At 72.5% G+C, this 19772-nt stretch carries 17 protein-coding genes; 10 read left to right on the top strand and 7 right to left on the bottom strand.

What is annotated here, in order from left to right:
- The first annotated feature begins 134 nt into the window (after positions 1–134).
- The gene (locus tag WME85_RS17310) at positions 135–1040 is read left to right on the top strand and encodes a hypothetical protein (RefSeq protein ID WP_437839648.1); all 906 of its coding nucleotides are present in this window, start codon (positions 135–137) and stop codon (positions 1038–1040) included.
- 199 nt (positions 1041–1239) lie between these two features.
- The gene (locus WME85_RS17305) at positions 1240–2694 is read left to right on the top strand and encodes a serpin family protein (protein ID WP_437839647.1); all 1455 of its coding nucleotides are present in this window, start codon (positions 1240–1242) and stop codon (positions 2692–2694) included.
- A 24-nt stretch (positions 2695–2718) separates the two neighbouring features.
- Here WME85_RS17305 and WME85_RS17300 read toward each other — a convergent pair whose 3' ends face one another.
- The gene (locus WME85_RS17300; protein ID WP_437839646.1) at positions 2719–3615 is read right to left on the bottom strand and encodes a PAS domain-containing protein; all 897 of its coding nucleotides are present in this window, start codon (positions 3613–3615) and stop codon (positions 2719–2721) included.
- Positions 3616–4026: 411 nt separating this feature from the next.
- Here WME85_RS17300 and WME85_RS17295 point away from each other — a divergent pair, with 411 nt between their 5' ends.
- Positions 4027–5196: an acyl-CoA dehydrogenase family protein gene (locus WME85_RS17295; RefSeq protein ID WP_437839645.1), complete on the top strand. Its 1170-nt coding sequence runs from the start codon at positions 4027–4029 to the stop codon at positions 5194–5196.
- Between the two features lie 109 nt (positions 5197–5305).
- The gene (locus WME85_RS17290) at positions 5306–6361 is read left to right on the top strand and encodes an LNS2 domain-containing protein (protein ID WP_437839643.1); all 1056 of its coding nucleotides are present in this window, start codon (positions 5306–5308) and stop codon (positions 6359–6361) included.
- A 69-nt stretch (positions 6362–6430) separates the two neighbouring features.
- Here the strand turns inward: WME85_RS17290 and WME85_RS17285 are convergent, their stop codons facing one another.
- Positions 6431–7678, bottom strand: a complete 1248-nt coding sequence (locus WME85_RS17285) for a vWA domain-containing protein (RefSeq protein WP_437839642.1) — start codon at positions 7676–7678, stop codon at positions 6431–6433.
- A gap of 289 nt (positions 7679–7967) precedes the next feature.
- On the opposite strand from WME85_RS17285, the gene WME85_RS17280 reads away from it, so the two are divergent.
- The gene (locus WME85_RS17280) at positions 7968–8567 is read left to right on the top strand and encodes an HAD family hydrolase (RefSeq protein WP_437839640.1); all 600 of its coding nucleotides are present in this window, start codon (positions 7968–7970) and stop codon (positions 8565–8567) included.
- 19 nt (positions 8568–8586) lie between these two features.
- On the opposite strand, the gene WME85_RS17275 is transcribed toward WME85_RS17280, so the two are convergent.
- The gene (locus WME85_RS17275; RefSeq protein ID WP_437839639.1) at positions 8587–9255 is read right to left on the bottom strand and encodes a DUF2293 domain-containing protein; all 669 of its coding nucleotides are present in this window, start codon (positions 9253–9255) and stop codon (positions 8587–8589) included.
- Between the two features lie 262 nt (positions 9256–9517).
- Here WME85_RS17275 and WME85_RS17270 point away from each other — a divergent pair, with 262 nt between their 5' ends.
- Positions 9518–10084, top strand: a complete 567-nt coding sequence (locus tag WME85_RS17270; RefSeq protein ID WP_437626300.1) for a class I SAM-dependent methyltransferase — start codon at positions 9518–9520, stop codon at positions 10082–10084.
- Between the two features lie 134 nt (positions 10085–10218).
- Complete coding sequence (locus WME85_RS17265; protein ID WP_437839638.1) at positions 10219–11028, top strand: fumarylacetoacetate hydrolase family protein; 810 nt, start codon at positions 10219–10221, stop codon at positions 11026–11028.
- 423 nt (positions 11029–11451) lie between these two features.
- Here WME85_RS17265 and WME85_RS17260 read toward each other — a convergent pair whose 3' ends face one another.
- The 4 genes from WME85_RS17260 to WME85_RS17245 all read right to left on the bottom strand — a co-directional run bounded on the left by WME85_RS17260 (position 11452) and on the right by WME85_RS17245 (position 16398).
- A complete protein-coding gene (locus WME85_RS17260) occupies positions 11452–12912 on the bottom strand; it encodes a serine/threonine-protein kinase (RefSeq protein ID WP_437839637.1) in 1461 nt (486 codons plus the stop codon).
- Positions 12913–13012: 100 nt separating this feature from the next.
- Positions 13013–13870: a hypothetical protein gene (locus tag WME85_RS17255; protein WP_437839636.1), complete on the bottom strand. Its 858-nt coding sequence runs from the start codon at positions 13868–13870 to the stop codon at positions 13013–13015.
- Between the two features lie 3 nt (positions 13871–13873).
- Positions 13874–15484, bottom strand: a complete 1611-nt coding sequence (locus WME85_RS17250; RefSeq protein ID WP_437839635.1) for a hypothetical protein — start codon at positions 15482–15484, stop codon at positions 13874–13876.
- A 236-nt stretch (positions 15485–15720) separates the two neighbouring features.
- Entirely contained in the window at positions 15721–16398 is a 678-nt protein-coding gene (locus tag WME85_RS17245; protein ID WP_437839634.1) for a DJ-1/PfpI family protein, read from the bottom strand.
- A 262-nt stretch (positions 16399–16660) separates the two neighbouring features.
- Between WME85_RS17245 and argJ the strand changes: the two genes are divergently transcribed.
- The 3 genes from argJ (at position 16661) to WME85_RS17230 (ending at position 19735) form a co-directional block, all read left to right on the top strand.
- A complete protein-coding gene (argJ, locus tag WME85_RS17240; RefSeq protein WP_437839633.1) occupies positions 16661–17836 on the top strand; it encodes a bifunctional glutamate N-acetyltransferase/amino-acid acetyltransferase ArgJ in 1176 nt (391 codons plus the stop codon).
- 300 nt (positions 17837–18136) lie between these two features.
- Positions 18137–19000, top strand: coding sequence for a hypothetical protein (locus WME85_RS17235; protein ID WP_437839632.1), 864 nt, complete (start codon positions 18137–18139; stop codon positions 18998–19000).
- Between the two features lie 135 nt (positions 19001–19135).
- On the top strand, positions 19136–19735 hold the full coding sequence (locus WME85_RS17230) for an OmpH family outer membrane protein (RefSeq protein ID WP_437839630.1): 600 nt from the start codon (positions 19136–19138) through the stop codon (positions 19733–19735).
- Positions 19736–19772 lie beyond the last annotated feature (37 nt).

Raw genomic sequence — 19772 nt, 5'->3', positions numbered from 1 at the left:
CATCGGCTTTGCTTCGCCGCTCCCGATTACGTTACTGTCACCCCGCTGCCGTCACGTTTCACGTTGCCATCACGTTTCGTGTTGCTGTCATCATGTTGCCGTCACGTTTCATGTCGTGCAGAGGAGGCAGGTCCATGAGGGAGAACGGTGTAGGGAAGTGTTGCTCGGCGCTCGCTTGTGTCGTGGGATTGCTCGCGGCGCCGGCCGCATGGGCCCAGGATCCAGCGCCGCCCCCGGCCGATCCGGGCGCAGCGGCGGACCCGGCCGGGCCGGCCACGACACCGCCGCTGCCCCCGGCAGAGCCGACCGCGACGGCGCCCGCAGCAGCGTCGACCGCGACGGCCGGTGAGGCGACGCCCGTCACGCCGGCGCCGGGCACCACGGAGCCGGTCGGGGAGCCCAAGGCCGAGGAGAGCCAGATACCGAGCTGGTTCCGGTTCGACGCGGACAACTTCGGCCTCCAGGTCTGGGCCGGCGCCTCGCACAAGCTCGGCCCCATCGACCTCGCGAGCGACATCTACCTCACGACGAGCGGGTATGCGGAGTTCGACACTGGCCCTGCCTTCGTGCTGGGCCCGGTCATCGTCAATCCGATGGTGGGTATCGGGTTCGACTTCATGAACCACCTGACTGCCACGCTGGTCGCGCCCCAGCTCTACCTCTACGTCGACGCGAAGCCCGTCTACTTCGAGTCGTGGAACATGATGCAGTTCAACAGCGTCTTCAACGAGGCGATCCAGAACTACTACTACTCGCGGCATTTCCTCCTCCTCTACCCGGTCGACGACTTCGGCATCGGCCCGCACCTCGAGCTCACCGTCGACGTCAACGAGCTCCCGGGCGCCACGGCCGAGGAGACGGACGAAACGGGCCTCTCCAGCCTGCAGATCGGCGGCATCATTGGCCTGAACTACGGCACGGGGAACAAGCTGTTGATGTACCTCGGCTACGAGACGCAGGAGGAGGGTCGCGTCAACGTTGCCACCGGAACTGAGGCGGGCAAGCTCGCTGGCCGGTTCACGTTCGTCCATAATTTCTGAGGCGCGGACGCGGGCCGGTCGGCCCGTGCCGGTCGGCCCGTGAAGGCGCGTCAGGCCCAGCCACCCGCCGCCAGCGCGGTGTGCCCCGGGCGCTCGGGGTCGAGCGCGTGACGCCTGCCCGGCCCCGCCCGTCGCCCGCTCCCTTCCCGCCAGTCGCAGGATGCTTCCCAGCGCCCCTGAGCGCTGGTACCGAAGCGCCATGGCCCAACGGTTCCTGTTCGCCACCGCGCTGTTCAGCCTTCTCGGACTCGGGTGCCAGGCCCAGAATCACGCCCCGCCGGCCGGGCCGGACCCGAGCGCGTCCGCGTGCCAGCCCGCAGACTGCGGCCCGCTCGCGAAGATCGCCCGCATCTGCGACGACGGCTCCACCGGCGACCCGCAGTGCACGCGCGCCGAGGGCGGCGCGTGCCGCTGGGAGCACGTCTGCCCCGGCACGAAGCCGGCCGCCGGGACAGCCGCCCCCGGGCCGAGCCAGCCCGCGCAGCCGGACGCGCCGCAGCCGGGCGCGCCGCAGGCCCCGGCGGGCTTCGCCGAGGCCAATGCGGCCTTCGCGCAGCGGCTCTACGGCAAGCTCGCCGCCACGACAGGCAAGCTCTTCTTCTCACCGGCGAGCGTCTCGACCGCGCTGGCCATGACCTACGCGGGCGCCCGGGGCGAGACGGCGGCCCAGATGGCGAAGACGCTCGAGTTCACCCTCGCGCCCGAGGCGCTGCACCCCGCGTTCGGCGGGCTCGTCAAGGAGCTCACGCAGGCGACCGGCCCCAAGGCGCCCGAGCTCCGGATCGCCAACCGGCTGTGGGGCCAGGCCGGGTTGACGCTCGATCCTGCGTTCCAGAGCACGACCCAGCAGCACTACGGGGCGGGGATCGAGCTCGTCGACTTCAAGGGCAAGAGCGAGCAGGCGCGAGGGAGCATCAACCAGTGGGTCGAGCAGCAGACGAACGCGAAGATCAAGGATCTGATGCCGCCCGGCAGCATCACCCCCCTCACGCGGCTCGTCCTCACGAACGCCATCTACTTCAAGGGGAAGTGGGCAACGCCCTTCGACAAGAAGGCCACGAAGAGCGAGCCGTTCACGGTCAAGCCCGGCGCGGCGCCGGCGGTGCCGATGATGCGCAAGACCCTCCAGGCGAAGCTCGGACAGGCCGCTGACGCCTCGGTGCTGGAGCTCGCCTACGAGGCGCAGAACCCCGAGCGCCCCCTGGCCATGGTCGTCATCCTGCCCGCGCAGGTGGACGGGCTGCCGAAGGTGGAGCAGCGCCTGTCGGCCGGGCAGCTCAAGGAATACGTGGAGGCGCTCCGGCCGGCGCGGGTCGACGTGGCGCTCCCCCGCTTCAAGATGACCGCCGAGTTCGAGCTCTCGAGGGCCCTGAGCGAGCTGGGGATGCCGCTCGCGTTCGACCAGACGAAGGCAGATTTCTCGGGGATCACGCGGGCGGAGGCGCTCTTCATCTCCCAGGTGCGGCACAAGGCGTTCGTGGAGGTCAACGAGGAAGGGACCGAAGCCGCCGGCGCCACCGGCGTCGTCATGACGACGCGCGCCGCCCCGGCGCCGCCGACGGTGTTCCGCGCCGATCGTCCGTTCGCGTTCCTGATCCGCGACGTGGCGACCGGCGCCGTGTTGTTCATGGGGCGCGTGACCGACCCGCGCTGACAGGACCCCAGGGGAGAGGGGGAATCAGGCCGGACGGGCGCTCTCCGGGGCGCCCACCCTGGCCAGCGACTGGGCGACCGCGATGCCCGCCTGCAGGGTTCCGGACGTCATGATCCCGGCGAGATCGATCTGGAGCGAGACGAGCATGTGCGCGACCTCGGGCCGGATGCCCGTGATCACCACCCGGGCCCCCATGAGCTGCGCCGCCTTCGCGGAGCGGATGAGGGCGCTCGCCACGTACGTGTCCACCAGGGCCACGCCGGTGATGTCGATGATCGCGACCCGGGCGCCCGTCCGGCCGATCCCGTCGAGCAGGGTGCTCAGGACCTGCTGCGCGCGGTGCGAGTCCATCAGCCCGATGAGGGGCATGGCCACCACGTGCTCGCTGATGGGGACGAGCGGCGTCGACATCTCCCGCAGCGACTCGCTCTGGCGCCGGATGAGCTCCTCGGCGGTGCGGCGCTCGTCCACGTCTTGCCAGAAACCGACACACTCGATCGCGTTCCCGGACGCGTCCCTGGACAGCGCTACGTCGTCGTGGACCCAGCGCCATCGCCCGTCCCTGTGCTTGAACCGATACTCGTGCTTCGTGTAGTCGTGCTCGGAGAGCTTCTCCAGCGAGCGAAAGATACGATCCATGTCGTCGGGGTGAACGCGCTCGGCCCAGAATGACGAGTCCGAGGTGAAGTCCTCTGCTGTGTACCCGAAGAACCGGTGCACGTTCTCGCTCATGTAGGTCACGCCGTAATCGCCCGACGGCTTGCAGGTGTAGATGACGATCGGGCTCGCGGAGACAAGCCCGCGGAGGCGCGCCTCCTTCGCGGCGACGTCGGCGAGCTCCCGCTCGAGCTCGGCGATCCTGCGGCGGGCGACGTCCAGCTCGCCTCGAACGCCGCCAGCCTCCATTCCGGATCCGGTCATGCTCTGCATCGACAATCCCCCTTCCCTGGGCGAGGCGCAGCAGCATTGTCGTCACGGCGCATGGTCCGCGCGATCGCCCCCGCACAGGTGACGCCTCCCTTACCACGAGACGCCCGCGCCACACCACCGCAACATCCCTGATCGCGACCTGCTCCGAGCGGGGTGCCCGGGGCAGCGCTCCTTTTTCGCCGGGCCGCGAGCGCATTCCTCGCGCCATGCTGGATGAGCTCGGCAAACATGCATCGGTGTCGGTGTGGTCGCATGTCCTCTTCGAGACCTGCCCGATCGAGGCCCACCTCCTTCCCGCGAGCAGGGCTGAAAGTCCGCGCGGCGCCGGACAGCCGAGCTACGATGAGCCGTTTTGCCAGGCCTCCACGGGCTCTACCACCCCTCGACGTCAAGGAGCGAGCGATGAGGAATGAAGACGCAGCGAAGGTGCTGCAAGCCGTCCGTGATCTTGCCCCCACGCTCTCCTCGCGCAGCGCGGAGATCGAGGAGGCGCGGCGCCTGCCGGCGGATCTGCTCGGGCAGCTCAAGGCCGCGGGGTGCTTCCGGATGTTCCTGCCGAGGAGCCACGGCGGCCACGAGGTGGACCTGCGCACGGGGATGGACGTGCTGGAGACGCTCGCCCGCGCGGACGGGGCCACCGGCTGGACGGTGATGATCGGGTCGGAGAGCCCACACCTCTTCGCGCTGCTGTCGCGCGAGCGCTTCGACGCCGTGTACTCCGGCGGGCCGGACGTGATCATCGGCGGCGGCTTCAACGCGCAGGGCGAGGCCCACGCGGCCGAGGGCGGCTACCGCGTCACGGGGCGCTGGAGCTTCGCGAGCGGCTGCGAGCACGCCAGCTGGCTGTTCGGGAACTGCGTGCTCATGGACGGCGGCCGCCCGCGGATGGGCCCGGCGGGCGACGTCCCGGAGCTGCGGGGCATGCTGTTCCCCGCCAGCGAGGTGCGCATCATCGACACCTGGTCGGTGCTCGGCCTGCGCGGCACGGGCAGCCACGACATCACGGTCGAAGGGGCGTTCTGCCCGGCGGCGAACAGCTTCGACATCTTCCAGGGCCAGCCGTCGATCGCCGGCCCGGGCTTCGTCGCGCCGATCCTGCACTTCATGCTCCACATGGGCGCCGTGGCGGTCGGCATCGCCCAGGGGGCGCTCGACGACGCCGTGACGCTCGCGCGATCGGGCAAGAAGCGGCTGTACGCGCGCGCGGAGCTCGCCGGGTCGCCGGTGTTCCAGGTGCACCTCGGCCGCGCCGAGATGAGCGTGCGCGCCGCCCGCGCCCTGCTGCGCGACACGGGGGACGAGCTCTGGGACGCTTGCGTCAACAACCCCGCCGCCGCCGCGGCGATGGCGCCGCGGATCTCGGGCGCCCTCGCCTGGGTGACGGAGGTGGCGGCCCGGGCCGTGGACACCTGCTATCAGGCCGGCGGCGGCGGCGTCGCCCGCAACGCGTCGCCCGTGCAGCGGCGGTTCCGGGATATCCACACGTTCTCGCAGCACGCCGCCGCCGCGGAGGGGTGGTTCGGCCAGGCCGGCGGCGCGCTCCTCGGGCACGCGACCGGCTTCTGGACCTGAGCCCTCGCCGCGGTCCTCGGGACGCCCCCGCCCGGGAGCGCGCGCGGCCACGCGCGCCGCGCTACCGCGTCGCGCCCCGCCGCGCCGCCGCGGTATAGGTGGTTCCGCCTTGCGCTCCGCTCCGCTCGCCCCGCTGGCCCTCGCCGCCCTGTCGTTCGCCGCCTGCGCCGGCGCCCCGCGCACGGTCGCCGCGCCCGCGCCCGCGCCGCCGCGGGAGGGCGCCTGCCCCGCCCGGCCGGCCTGCGACGCGCCGCCGCCGGCCGCCTTGCCGCGCGGGTTCAGGCACACGCGCTCGCGCCACGTCGCGAGCGGGTGGCCGCGCCACCGCGGGCGCGACCTCTTCGTGCGCGCCGAAGGGCCGCAGTGGGCCATCGCGAAGTTCGCCTACGGGCCGCTGGACGACGACCTCGAGGACGAGGACGTCGAGGCCTATCTCCTCCGCGGTTGCAGCGGCGACTGGGAGCGGCTCGGCGCCTTCCGGACGAGCGACGACGACCACCTGCACCCGACCACGGAGGGCATCCCGGACACCGGCGGGCGCGTTTACCTCGATCTCACCGCGGGGCGGCGCCTCGACGTCGGCCGGCACCGCGTCCACCTCGCCGTCGCGGGCGACGGCACGAGCGCCGACCTGTTCATCGAGGTCCTCCCGCCCGGCGCGCGGGTGGCCGTCACCGACATCGACGGGACGCTCACCTCCGGCGAGGTCGCCGTGGTCGGCGAGCTCCTCGGCGGCGCCCCGCCGGCCGCCCACCCCGGCGCCGCCGAGGCGATGCACGCCCTCGCCAGCAGCGGCGTTTACCTGTTCTACCTGACCGCGCGCCCCGAGTGGCTCGTGGGCAGCACCAGAGTCTGGCTGAAGGAGCAGGGCTTCCCGCCGGGCATCCTCCACACCACCGTCGGCGTCACCGGCGCCTTCGGCCGCGCGGCGGCCAGCTACAAGACTAGCGAGCTCGGGTGGCTCAAGGCGCGCACGGGCGTCGTGCCCTCGTTCGGCTTCGGCAACATGCCGAGCGACGTGGCGACCTACACGGCCGCGGGGATCGCCCCCTCGCACTGCTATTATCACGAGCTCGGCGGCGACCTCCGCGGCGGCGTGCGCCACGACGACTACCGAGGCCTCGCCCCGGCGCTGTTCAGCCGGCCCGCCGCCTGCGCGCCCTGAGCGAGGCGCGCTCCGCCGTCGCGCCGGCGCGGCCTCGTCGAGGGCGCGCCGGCGGGTGAACGCCGCAGCTCAGAGCGGGACCTCGATCACGTCCTCGCAGGTGAAGTCGACGCCCAGGGACACCTCGAACTGGGCTTGCACCGCGGTGCATGTGCCGTCGCAGAGCACGATCGCGGTCGGGTTCGCGGGGTCGTCGTAGCGCCACGCGCTCTCGGTCGCGCAGCTCTGATCGTACCCGAGGATCGTCGGGACGCTGGTCGTGGCGCTCGTGTACGTCACGTTGACCTTCTGCTTGTCGAACGATCTCCCGTCGGGGGCCGGCGGGATCGGGATCGTGCACGAGACCGCGGCGCCGCGGATCTCCTCGATGGCCGCCGTGAACGCGGCCGAGGTCGCGGCGGCGTTGCCGGTGTCGAGGATGAACGCCTCTCCCGTGCCGCCCGCCTCCGCGAGCTGGTGCAGGTTGGCGAGGCTCGGCGGCGCGCCTTCCACCTGCGGGCTGTCGACCCCGATCACGAAGGTCGAGATGTCGCTGGCGCGCGCCTCGTTGACGCTCTCCGCGACGACGTCGATCGAGTCCGCGCCGCCGCCGCACTGCTCCGGGTAGCCGTCGGTCACGAGCACGATCGCGTATTTGCCGGGGTTCAGCTGCCGCTCCGCCTGGATGAAGTCGACCGTGCCTTGCATCACGTAGGCCGTCGGCGTGCCGATGCGCCAGCTGTTGTCGTCCGGGGGCGTGACAGCATCGATCGCCTCGCCGAACGCCGGAGAGGGCAGCACCGTCATCGGGACATCCGGGGTCGTGTACGTGTCGCGCAGGCACATCTGCCTCCGCCCCCCCGCGCCCGGGAAGAACGTGAGCGACGCCTTGAACCCCTCGGACGCCGGATCCACGAAGAACTGCTTCGTCGCGGCGACGACGGGATCCCACTTGAGCGCCTTGCTGCGCCACTCCACGTCGTTCGCGCCCATGCTGGCGGACACGTCGAAGGCGAAGGCGAGGTACACCTGTTGAAACCCGGCTTCGGACGTCTTCGTGGCGCACGCGTCGCCAGCGCCCGTCGAGGCGCCGCTGCCTGTGTTGCCTGCGCTGGAATTACCGCCCAGGTCCAGATCGCCGCCCGCGCCAAAACCGTTATCGCCACCCCCGCTTCCATTGCTCGAGCTGTTGCTCGATCCATTACCGTTACCCGAGCTATTTCCAGCACCCGAGCTGTTCTGCGGTGGTTCTCCGTCCGGGATGCCCGAGCCACCGCCGCACGCTGCACCCACCGCGGCCACCATTGACAGGGCAATGGCCATCGTCGCCAATCTCATGGCCTGACTCCTCTTGAAGCAAGTGCCAGCGCTGTGCGCCGGTATGTAATCCCAGGGCCCCACGAGGCCTCAGGAGCCGGCGCTCTGTGCCGGACCGGGCTCGCGGAAGCCCCGCGACCCGTGAGGACTATACGACATAAAGCTGCGCGGTGGGAGATATGCTCTGATGTGCCGCATCACGCGTGTGGCGCCTACACCGCAACTCGCCCGTGAGAGCGCAACAGGCCTGTACGCCGATGTAATCTGCGCGCTCACACGGACGTGTCGCCGGTGCTAGGCTCCGCCGGGCATGGTCCGCGCGGTCTGTTTCGATCTGATGGATACCGTCCTTTATGACCCTTACCGCGAGGCGCTCGCCGCGGCGATCCGGGCCGGGTCGCCTGCCGAGGTCGCCAGGCACCGCGACCCGACGTGCTGGCCGGCGTTCGAGACAGGCGACATCGACGAGGCCGAGTTCGTCCGCCGGTTCTTTCGCGCGGGCGCCGAGGGCCTCTCGTTCGACATCGAGGCGTTCAACCGGGTGCGCCGCGCGGGATATCGCTTCTTGCCGGGCGTGCGGGAGATCGTGGCGGCGCTCGAGGGCCGCGCGCTGCGGTTCGTGGCGAGCAATTACCCCGTGTGGGTCGAGGAGGTGCGCGAGGCGTTCGCGCTCGATGGGCTGTTCGAGGGTGTCTATTCGAGCCATCACCTGCGCGTGCGCAAGCCGGCGCGCGAGTTCTTCGATCGGCTGGTGAGCCGCATCGGCGTCGCCGCGGGCGATTGCCTGTTCGTCGACGATCGCGCGGAGAACTGCGACGCCGCGGCCGCGGTCGGGATGCGCGCGCACCTGTTCGACGGGGCCGCGGGGCTGCGCGCCCGGCTCGTCGGCGAGGGGCTGCTCGACGCGTGAGGCGCCGGCGTCGCGGGCGTCAGAGCGCCGCGCAGAGCGGGCACGACGCGCTGGCGTGCGGCGCGTCGTTGCGGTGGAGATCGAGGACGGCCCGCGAGATCTGCGCGAGCTCGCGCCGCACCTCGCGGCGCATCCCCTTCACGCGCGGGATCGACATCGAGTCGTAGGCGGTCGTCTGGTGCCGCATCCAGGCGATCACGGCCGACTCGGCGCGCCGCGCGACAGGGATCCGCTCGGTGCGGGCGACGGTGCCGCTGCCCACCGGGGTCGCGTGCAGCGTCACCTTGGTCGCGACCGCCCGCGCGAGCGCCGCGTAGCGCGGCGAGAACCGGAGGAACGCCGCCACCTCGGCCTCGAACTCGCGCACGTACTCCGCCTGGTCGCGCTCCCGCCGCCGGGCGTCCGACTCCCGCTTCTTCGCGTAGGCGGGCGTGCTCCGCTCGGCCTCGATCGCGGCGCGGGCGGCCTCGATGGTGGCGGCCGGCGCCCACAGGCCCCGGGAGAACGTCTTCCTCCCGCGCTTCTCGACCACCATCCAGGACGGGCCCGCGAGCTTCACCCGCCGGGTGAGCCCGGCGTCCCCCGGGGGCAGGCACGCCCAGCCTTCGGGCGGCGAGAGCAGCGCGCCGTCGGGCGCGCGGAAGCGGCGGGGATCCGGGGTCGGGGCCAGGGTCAGGCACTCGGGCATGGCGGGACGGCCGGCCTGGTAGGCCAGGTCGTGCCGCGCGTCCAGCCGCCGGCGCCGGGCGCGGCTCTGGCGCCGCCGCGGCCGCCTCGCGGGCAGCGTGTCTCCGCCGGGCCGGCCGCGACACGTCCGGAGAGCCGGGGCGAAGCGCGCGAAGTGTGGAGCAGCGGCGCGAGAGGCTACGCTGGGCGTGTGTCCTTTGCCATCATCGGGTCGGGTGAGGCGCGGCTCGCGGGCGAGCCGTCGGCGTGAGCAGGAGGCGAGTGTGTCGGACGACGATCGCATCACGTGGGACGCTCGCTACAGCGAGGGGCGCGCCGAGCCGGGCGAGCCCTCGGCGGTGCTCACCGCGCTCGATCCGCTCCTTCCCCGGCGCGGGCGCGCGCTCGATCTCGCGGGCGGCGCGGGGCGGCACGCCCTGTGGCTCGCGCGGCGCGGGCTCGACGTGACCCTGGCCGACATCTCCGAGGTCGGGCTCGGCATCGCGCGGGGCGCCGCGGCGCGCGAGGGGCTCGCGCTGCGCACGGTGGCGCTCGACGTGGAGCGCGATCCGCTCCCCGGCGGGCCCTGGGACCTGATCCTGATCTTCTATTTCCTCGAGCGCCGGCTCGCCGCCTGCGCGGCGGAGCTCGCGCCGGGCGGCCACCTCGTCGTCGTGCACCCGACGCGATCGAACCTGCTGCGGCACCCGCGCCCGAGCGCGCGCTGGCTGCTCGACGACGGCGAGCTCCCCGGGCTCCTCGGCGAGGCGCTCGAGGTGATCCGTCACGACGAGGGGTGGCTGGAGGAAGGGCGCCACGAGGCGCGCCTCGTCGCGCGGAAGCGGGCGTGAGGCCGCCCGCCGCGGCGGCGTCGGCGGCGGCGTCGGCGGCGGCGTGACGGCCGCCGGCGGCGCGACGGCGCGCGCCTGCGCCGCGCCGCAGGGGCGGGCTTGCCGCGACGCGGAGATCGCGCTTTGCTCGCGGCATGCGCTTCGCCCGCATCGCGCCCCCGGATCAGGATCGCCCGGCCTTCTTCGCCCGCCTCGAGGGCGCGGCTGCGCTCGTCTACGACGAGCCGCCGTGGCTCGGCGGCAAGACGACGGGGGAGGCCGTGGCGTGGACCGACGTCGACCTCGTCTGCCCCGTGCTCCCCACGAAGATCGTGTGCGTCGGGCGCAACTACGCCGCGCACGCGCAGGAGCTCGGGAACGAGGTCCCGGTCGAGCCGCTCCTCTTCCTCAAGCCGCCCTCGGCGCTCATCGGTCCCGGCCAGTCCATCGTGCTCCCGCCGGAGAGCAACCGCGTCGAGCACGAGGCCGAGCTCGGCGTGGTCATCGGCCGCCGGTGCAGGGCCGTGCGGCCCGAGGAGGCGCTCGAGCACGTGCTCGGTTACACGTGCCTGGGCGACATCACCGCGCGGGATCTGCAGCGGAAGGACGTTCAGTTCACGCGGGCCAAGGGGTTCGACACGTTCTGCCCGGTGGGGCCGTGGATCGAGACGGACCTCGACCCGGCGGCGCTCCGCGTGCGCGGCGTCGTGAACACGCACGTGCGGCAGGACGCGATGACGGAGCAGATGATCTGGGGCGTGCCCGCGCTGGTCTCCTTCATCAGCCGGGTGATGACCCTGGAGCCGGGCGACGTCATCGCGACCGGGACGCCGCAGGGCGTCGGGCCGCTCGTGTCCGGCGACGAGCTCGTCATCGAGATCGGGGGCGCCACGGCCGCGGCGCGGGGGATCGGCGCGCTGCGCGTCTCCGTCACGTCGCAGGGCAACGGCCGCAGCGCGCACTGAAGCCCCGCGCAGGCTGGAGCCGGCGCGCCGCCGGTGCGGCCTGCCCGGCGCACCCGCTCATCGCGCCTGCGGCGTTCCGCCGGTGCTGCCTGCTCGACTCACCCGCTCATCGCGCCTGCGGCGTTCCGGCATCGCCCGAGCGCCGGCGCCGCCTCTTCCACGGCGGGATCGCCGGCCCTGGGCGCCGCCACCTGCGCTGACCGGCGTGGCAGGCTCCGTGCAATGTCCCGCAGGAGAACGCGTCCCTCCACCCCATCGCTGCGGCCACCGTGGCGCCCCGTCCTGGGGCTGCGCGGACGCCGCAGCAGAGTTCCGAGGTCACCGATGACATCTCCCGCGAACTACCGGCAGTGGCACCCCATGGCTCTCCTCGCCTTCGGCGCGGGCGCGACGGCGCGCGGCCCCGCCGAGCCCACAGGCACCTCAGAACGGCTGCCCGTCGCGGAGCACGATGGTGACGTGCGACAGCCCGGTCCCGCCGAGGAGCATCGCCTTCACGAGGAACTCGATCATCGTGTCCAGGCACTCGGCGGGTGAGAAGCCCGCCCTCCCCGCCCCGAGCAGGGGCAGCGCCATGCTGCGCAGCTTCATCGTGTCCGCGTGATAGAAGCACCCTTCGAGGAGCCGCAGGATGAGGTCGCGGGTCGGGCGGTACGTCGCCACGTGATCCCAGTCGAGCGTGATCGCGTGGAACACGAACCGCGCGCTCAGCCGGCCGGCGGAGGTGACCACCACCCCGCCGTGGCGCACGGGCACGTACTTGCGCGTCTCCATGTGGCACACGCCGCCGCTCGCGTGGTTCAGGGCGAGCGCCACGCCGGCCGACATCGTGAGCTGCCCGTCATCCGAGCTCACGAGCGCGTCCGCGGACACGCCCGCGATGTTCGCGCGCACGATCGCCAGCGTCCGGTCCCCGTGGAACTGGAACGCGGTGACCGGCCCGGCAGGCCCGCCCGAAAGGAGCACGGGGCGGACGCGGTGGTACTGCTCCAGGTACATGCGCAGCGTCAGATCGTGCGGATCGACCCAGCGCGTGCTCGGCGCGCCCACGAGCGCGGCCTCGACCTCCTCGAAGGACTGGAACCGATCCTTCGGGTCCTTGGCCAGGCAGCGCTCCAGGACGGCCTGCACGTCCTCGTCGAGCTCTGGCCGGAGCGCCCGCGGCCGGGCCGGGATGTCCTGCCGGTGGGCGAGCAGCAGCGGGAGCAGCTCGTGCTCCTCGAACGGCCGCTGCCCGGTGGCCGCGTGGTAGAACGACGCGCCGTAGCTGTAGATGTCCGCCCGCGTGTCGCTCTCCTGCGGGCTCCACGCCTGCTCTGGCGCCATGTAGAAAGGCGTGCCGAGCACGGTCCCCATCGCGGTGAGGGGCTGCTCGCGGAGCGCCGTGGGCCCCGTCGTGGCCGTGAGGCGCGCGAGGCCGAAGTCGGCGACCTTCAGCTCCCCGGACGGGGCGATCAGCATGTTGGACGGCTTGAGGTCGCGGTGCATCACCCCGAGCTCCGTCGCGGCGGCCATCCCCCGCGCCGCGTGGAGCATGTAGCGCCGCAGATCGTCGAGCGGCAGCGGCCCGCTCTGGAGCCGCGCGGCGAGCGACGGGCCGCCCACGTATTCCATCACCATGAACGGCGACCGGCTCGAGAGGAAGCCGAAGTCGTAACAGCTCACCACGTGCGGCGACTTGATGAGGGCCGAGATCCGCGCCTCGCGCAGCATCCGCTCCCCGGCGTTCGGGTCCGCGTGCCCGGTGAGCACCTTGATCGCCACGACCCGCGCGAGCGCGAGGTGGCGGGCGCGGAAGACGGCGCCCATCGAGCCCACGCCGAGCAGCCCATCCACGCTGTACCGGCCCGCGAGCTCCCTCCCCAGCGTCTGCGCGTCGATCATGAACGAACCTTCGCTCTCACCATCGACGATGTTCGGAACCCCGCGCGCCGCGGTCAAGGGGCACGGCGCGGTGCGCCCGGGAACGGCGCGGCGGAGAGGATCACCCGCGCGAAGCAGCCCGGCACGCCCGGACGAAGCCGAGCTCGCTCTGCCCTGCCTCGATCCGGTCGATCCACCACGCGAGCCCCGGGTACCTGGCCCGGATGAGCTCCGCCTGCTCCGCGAGGCGCGCCGTGTCTCCCCGCGCCGCGTGCAGCTCGGCGCGCAGCGCGTGGGCCTCTGGCTCGTAGACGCCGTCGAGCACGTCGAGCAGGGCCGGATCCACGTCGCATAGCGACTCCAGCCCGTACATCAGGGAGCGCAAGATCCGGTTGAAGCGGAGCGGGTCGTCGCGCTCCACGCGGCCTGCGACCGGCTCGCCGCCTTCCGGAGGGAGGCTCGTCCAGCGGCCCCACGAGCCGGCGCGGGCGATCTCGGGCGCGAGCCGCTGCAGCTCCCGCTGCTGCTCCGGGCTCGGCGCCGCGAGCTCGATCGGCGCCGGGGGGCTCTCCACGCGATCCGGCGGCCCCGCGTAGACGACCGCCAGCGCGTGGTGCCCGGGCGCGATCCCCGCGGGCAGGAACGAGGAGACGTCGACGAGCATGCGCCGGCACACGCCCGGGCAGAGGCGGAACACCGGCGTGCCGAGCTCGCGGACCACGATCCCCGAGGGCTCGAGCCAGACGACCTCCTCGCCCGTATCCGCCCGCGCGAGGCGGACCCCGATCGCGCCGGCGCTCCCCGCCCAGCTCGCGCGCGGCAAGCGCCGGATGCAGGCGCCGGGTCGATCCGCGCACACCGTGAGGGCCACGTGCAGGGGAAAACCGAGCACGTAGCGGCGATCGTGATCGAGCGAGCGCAGCGCCAGACCGGGCGGACCGGCCGGCTCTCCCTCGTCCCGCGCGCGGTCATCCGACATGGCTCACCTCCATCGCAGCCCCCTGTTGTCCTCCAGGCGCACGCGCCGGGTCTCCTTGACGTGGCGCCCGCAGAGATCGTGGCCGACCTGTCCGGCGGTCCCCGGGATGAGCTGCTGATCGGCGTCGATCATCCAGTGGGAGCGGTAGTTCATGCAGCACGTCGTCTGACGCGGCGTCAGGTAATCGAAAAAGCCGCACTTGTGCGGCATCCCGAACGCGTGCGTGAGCTCGTGGACGATCGTGTGGAGCGTGCGTTGCTCGTAGCCGGGCCGGGGCTGCTCGCGCTCCGGGTCCCACCACGCCCGGTGCTGGGTGAAGACGATGGTCCTGCCGGCGAAGTACCTCGCTGGCCCGATGTCGATCGTGGGGCTCATGCCGGCGACGTACGCGGCCCCGGGGCCCTGCACGTCAGCCTCGACGCGCCGGGGAACGCCATATCCCGGGGGCTCCCACGCCGCGCCGCGGCGGCGGGCCCGCGGGAAGAAGAAGAGGCGGTGCCTGTACGCGTGCGCCACCGACCCGTCGCCGGCGGTGAACTCGCTCTGGATGTCGTGCGGCTCGAGCCAGAGCCGCGTCCGCGGCGGGTCGGCCAGGACGACCGCCATCGCGACAGCGAAGCTGATCTGCTCGCCGTCCCAGCGGAACGTGACCTGGCTCGCGTCCGGGTGGTCTCCCGGGATCTCCACGTACTCTCTGCGCCGCTCGCCCTCGCCGCCGTCCAGGATCGCAACCATCCCGGTGAACAGCAGCGCGCCCCGCGCCTGCGGCACCGGGTGCGGCTCGAGCGCGGCGATCAGGCAGAACCAGCCCGGGTCGCCGGCGTGGGAGAAGACCTCGCTCACAAAGCGAGAGGCCGTCTCGCCGAGCGTGTTCGCGTCGAGCGCGAAGCGCTGCCGGTCCTGGATCACCCGCTCCTCGGCGAAGTCGAGCTGGGTGAACACCGGCTCGAAGTGCTTCGGTACCTGCTCCACGGGCAGCGGGGGCGCGCTCTCCATCCGGATGTACTCGACGTCGATCCGGCGCCAGAGCGTCATGATCCCCGTCTCGTCGCCGGCGGCCTCCGCGGCGCCCTCGAGCTCGGCGCGGACGATCAGGTTGTCGCCGGCGATGTCCGTCATGCGGCGCCGGATCGTGCTCCTCATTCCCGCGATCGCCGTGCTCGCGCTGGTCTCCGTCGCGTCGGACAGCGCGTATCCTTCCACCTCTTCCCAGCCCGGGCGGCTGTCCGTCGTCCCCTCGTTGTCCTCCCCGGTTGGCGCCACGTAGCTCCCCGAGGCGTCGTAATCGTTCTCGTCCAGCGTGGGAGCCCAGTCCGGGTGCACCTCCGGCCGCTCGTTGAACGGGTCGTCCGGATCGCGCGCGCTCCAGCGGATCCGCGCGTCATCAGGGAGCTCGCCCTCCAGGCTCGTCACCTCGACGGTGATCTCGATGAGCTGCGTATTCCTTGCCCATTCCCCGTCGAGATCTCGATTGATGTAGACGCGCCCCTGGTCATCCAGGCTCTTGTATCCGGGGCTGTATCCAGCCGCCCGCGTCGCCCCTGGCGGCGCCGAGCTGTCCGGGAAGCCCGGGAGATAAAGGCCCTTGATGTCGATAATCCGGACGGCGGCCATCGGTGCGGAGCATTGCAAATGCCGCGCTCAGCCCGGCCGCCTCCGGACGTCTCATCCGCCGCGTCATCAGCGGAATGCACAGCGAAGGAGCCCGGAAAGCTCGCCAAAGCCGAGCGCCTCGCCGACAAGCGCGCGAGACGAAGAGAGACGAAGAGAGATGAAGAGCTTGGCCGCGAAGGCGACCCGGGACAGCGCGGCGCTCCCCGGACAGCCCGAGTCCGTCGTCCAGGCGGCCCTCAGCGCAGCCGCGCGGCCGCCCTTCGGGTCGCCGAGAGCCGCCTCTCCAGCATCGGCGCCGTCGCTCGCCGCACCTGCTCCAGCACCGCAGGGTCGGCGTGGTCGGGTGACCCGGCCTGGAACGGCGGGGCGGGGTCGTATTCGATGCTGAGCTGGATGGCCTCGGCCTGCTCGCGGCCCGCGAGCTCGGCGACCAGGCGGAGCGCGAGATCGATCCCGGCGGACACCCCGCCGCCGGTCACCCGGTCGCGGTCGATCACGACCCGCTCCGCCACCGGCGTGGCGCCGAGCAACGCGAGCTGATCGCGCGAGGCCCAGTGACAGGCGGCGCGATACCCGTCGAGCAGCCCGGCCGCGCCCAGCAGCAGGGAGCCCGTGCAGACCGAGCTGACCCACCGGGCGCCCGCCGCCTGGCGCCGCAGGAAATCGAGCGTCTCGTCATCCTCCATCAGGTCGATCTGCCCCGGCCCTCCGGGCACGCAGAGGACGTCGAGCTGCGGGCACCCGGCGAAGCTCACGGTCGGCGTCATGGTCAGCCCGCGATCGCAGGTGACCGGCTCGACCGCCTTCCAGACGAGATGCACGCTGGCGCCGCGCGTGCGGGCAAAGACCTCGAACGGGCCCGTGAGGTCGAGCTGCGTCAGGCGGGGAAAGAGCAGCAAACCGATCTGCGTCATCGGGGGTCTTCCTCGAGTGGAGATGAGAGGGCCAGAGCGTGAGCCATGAAGTTCCAGGAGCGACGTGAAAGTCAAGCGCCCGCGCGGCGCGAGCCGCCTGGATCCGCTGCCGCGCGACGCTCGACGTTGCCTCTCGACGTCGCCGCGCCTCCTCGTCGCCGCGCCTCCTCGTCGCCGCCCCATGTGACGCGCGGACGACGCCGCGGAGGCCCCCAATGCCGCTTTCTCCCGGCGCGCGTTCGTGCATAGACTTCGCGCCCTCATGAGCTTTGAGCCAGTCGCAGGGTTTCGCTTCGGCGCCATCAGCGCCGGGATCCGGAAAGATGGACGCATCGACGTCGCGCTCGCGGTGGCCGATCAGCCGGCCGTGGTGGCCGGCACGTTCACGCGGAACCTGGTGCGCGCGGCGCCCGTGGACATCGCCATGCAGCGCGTCCGGGCGGGGCGCGCCCGCGCCGTCGTCGCCAACAGCGGTTGCGCCAACGCCTGCACGGGCGAGGCCGGCTGGAAGGCGGCCCTCGACACGACGCGCGCGGTCGCCGAGGCCATCGGCGCCTCGGAGGACGAGGTCCTCCCCGCCTCGACCGGCGTCATCGGCGCCGTCCTGCCGGCGCACCGGATCATCGAGCGCGTCCCCGAGCTGTCGGCGCGCCTGTCGCCGGAGGGCTACCTCGATTTCGCCCAGGCGATCTGCACGACCGACCGCTGGACGAAGCTCTCGCAGCGCAAGCTGGGCGCGGGCGCCACGCTGCTCGGCATCGGCAAGGGCGCGGGCATGATCCACCCCGACGTGGGGCCGCCCCACGCGACGATGCTCGTCTTCCTGTTCACCGACGCCGTGCTCGATCCCGGCGAGGCGAACGAGGCGCTGTCGGCCTCGTGCGACGTGACCTTCAACGCGTGCACCGTCGACGGCGACACGAGCACCAACGACACGGTGCTCCTCCTGTCGTCCGGCGCCTCGCAGCGCCGCGTCTCGCGCGACGAGCTCACGGCGGGCCTCACCGAGGTCTGCGGCGAGCTCGCCCGGTCGATGGTGGCCGACGGCGAGGGCAGCACGCACGTCGCCGAGATCCGCGTCCGGGGGCTCGCGACGCGCGACGCGGCGCGCGCCGTCGCGCGCACGGTGGCCACGTCGATGCTCGTGAAGACCGCGCTCTTCGGCAAGGACGCGAACTGGGGACGGCTGCTCGCCGCCGCCGGCCGCGCCGGCGTCCCCTTCGACCCGTCCCAGGCCGAGATCCTCGTCGGCGGCATCCCCATCGTGCGCAACGGTGCGCCGGTCGGGGCGGAAGCCGAGCGCAAGGCGAACGAGGTGCTCGCGCGGGACACCTACGTGATCGAGCTCGTGCTCGGCAGCGGCCCCGGCGGCTTCGCCTACCTGACGAGCGATCTGGGACACGGCTACGTCGACGTGAACGCCGGCTACCGCTCGTGATCCTCGCGGCGCGCTCCGCGGCGCCGCCCGCGGCGAGCGCGCCCACGCCTTCGCCCTGACCGGATCCGCCTGCCGCGCCCGGCAGAGCCCCGGGCCGGCGCGGCGGCTGTCCCTCGCGCTGCGCGGCCCCAGTGAACCCCGCGCGACGAGAGCAGGTGAACGCAGGTTCACAGCGCGAGCGGCCGGTCCCGCTTCGCCGTCATCCTCGACCGCTGCCCCGTGGCACGCTGCGTGTTAGCGCGCGGCATGGTAGTCGTGCGGGAGGGCCGCGCCAGTGCCGGCCGCCGCTGGAGGACTTCGATGCTTCTTCATTCCCCCCTTGCGAAGATCCTGGGTCGAGGCGCGCTGTTCCTGATGATCGCCGCGACCGCGGCGGGCTGTAACGGGTGCGGTGACGCCACGCTCCAGTGCGACAGCGACGGCGAGAACTGCTTCATCTGCGACGGCTACGGGTGTCGCCCCGCGGAGCCCGAGATCGGCGCCGGCGGGGTCGGCGGGGGCCAGGGCGGCGCCGACGGGGTCGGCGGGGGCCAGGGCGGCGCGGGCGGCGGGGAGGCCGCCTGCGACGCGGAGCTCACCACCTGTCCCTGCGACGGCGACGACGCGTGCGAGGGCGGCACGCGGTGCGTCGACGGGCTCTGCATCGCGGCGTGCGAGTTCAGCTACGAGTGCGGCGCCGGCCGGGTGTGCGTCAACGGCGAGTGCGCCGAGGGCTGCTCCGACAGCGTCCCCTGCGCCGAGCCCGGCACGGTCTGCGACCGCGGGGTATGCGTCCCCGATCCCGAGAACCCCGAGTGCAGCGACGCGGCGCCGTGCGAGGGCGGCGCGCTCTGCGTCGACGGCGCCTGCGCTGCCGGCTGCGCCACGCACGCGGACTGCGCGCCCGGCGAGGTCTGCAATGCGGCGACCGGCGCGTGCATGGCCGACCCCTCGCCGCAGCCCGGCTGCGGCGGCACGGCGTGCGCGGCCCAGGGCCAGGAGTGCATGGAGGACGGCTATTGCCATTACCCGTGCGCCAGCGAGCAGGCCTGCAGGCTCATCGACAGCCGCTTCGTCCGGTGCGAGGAAGGCTTCTGCAAGACCCGCGAGGAAATTGCGCCGGAGTGCACGCTCGACGAGCCCTGCGACGACGGCAAGGACTGCATCTCCGGCGAGTGCCTCTGAGCTGCGTCGTCGACCGAGGCCCCTTCCGCCGTCCTTCCGCGACGGTGGAGGGGCCGCTGCCGGCGCACCTTCACCTTCCGCGGCCCCTGCCCCGCACACCTTGACCGTCCGTCACGCGGCGGGTAATCGCCTCCAATGGTCGCCCGCTCCCCCGTGCATCGGCCCGCGCCGCTCCTCGTCCGAGTCGCCCGCGCCGCCGTCGTCTCGCTCGCCCTCGCCGCGCCGGGCGTCGCCGCCGCCGAGACCCGGCTCGCCGTCGTCGACGTGCAGCACGCCGTGATGCAGACCGAGGACGGCATCCGCGCGCAGGCCACCTTGAAGAAGCTCTTCGATCGGCGCCAGCAGGAGCTCGACGCGAAGCAGACCGAGCTCCAGCGGGCGCGCGAGGACATCGAGAAGCAGTCGCGCGTGCTCTCGCGCGAGTCGCTGCAGAAGCGGATGGAGGACTGGCAGCGCCAGATGGTCGAGCTCCAGACCGTGTTCGTCGACTACAACAAGGAGCTGCAGAAGAAGCAGGGCGAGCTCACCGGGCCCATCATCAAGAAGATGATGATCATCGTCGCCCGGCTCGCGAAGAAGTCTGGCTACGAGGTCATCCTCGACAAGCAAGCGGCCCCCTACGTCCGCGCCGACCTCGATCTCACGGAGCAGATCATCCAGCTCTACAACACCGGCGGCGGCGGCGAGGAGGAGGCGGGCGGCGACAAGGCCGAGAAGAAGGACGAGGCGAAGTAGCGCGCTCCACGCGCGCTCCACGCCGTGAAAGGAGCCG

Source organism: Sorangium sp. So ce1153 (genome assembly GCF_051521595.1).
Taxonomy (GTDB): Bacteria; Myxococcota_A; Polyangia; order Polyangiales; family Polyangiaceae; genus Sorangium.
Note: the sequence above shows the minus strand (reverse complement) of the source record. Positions and strands in the feature narration are given on the sequence as shown.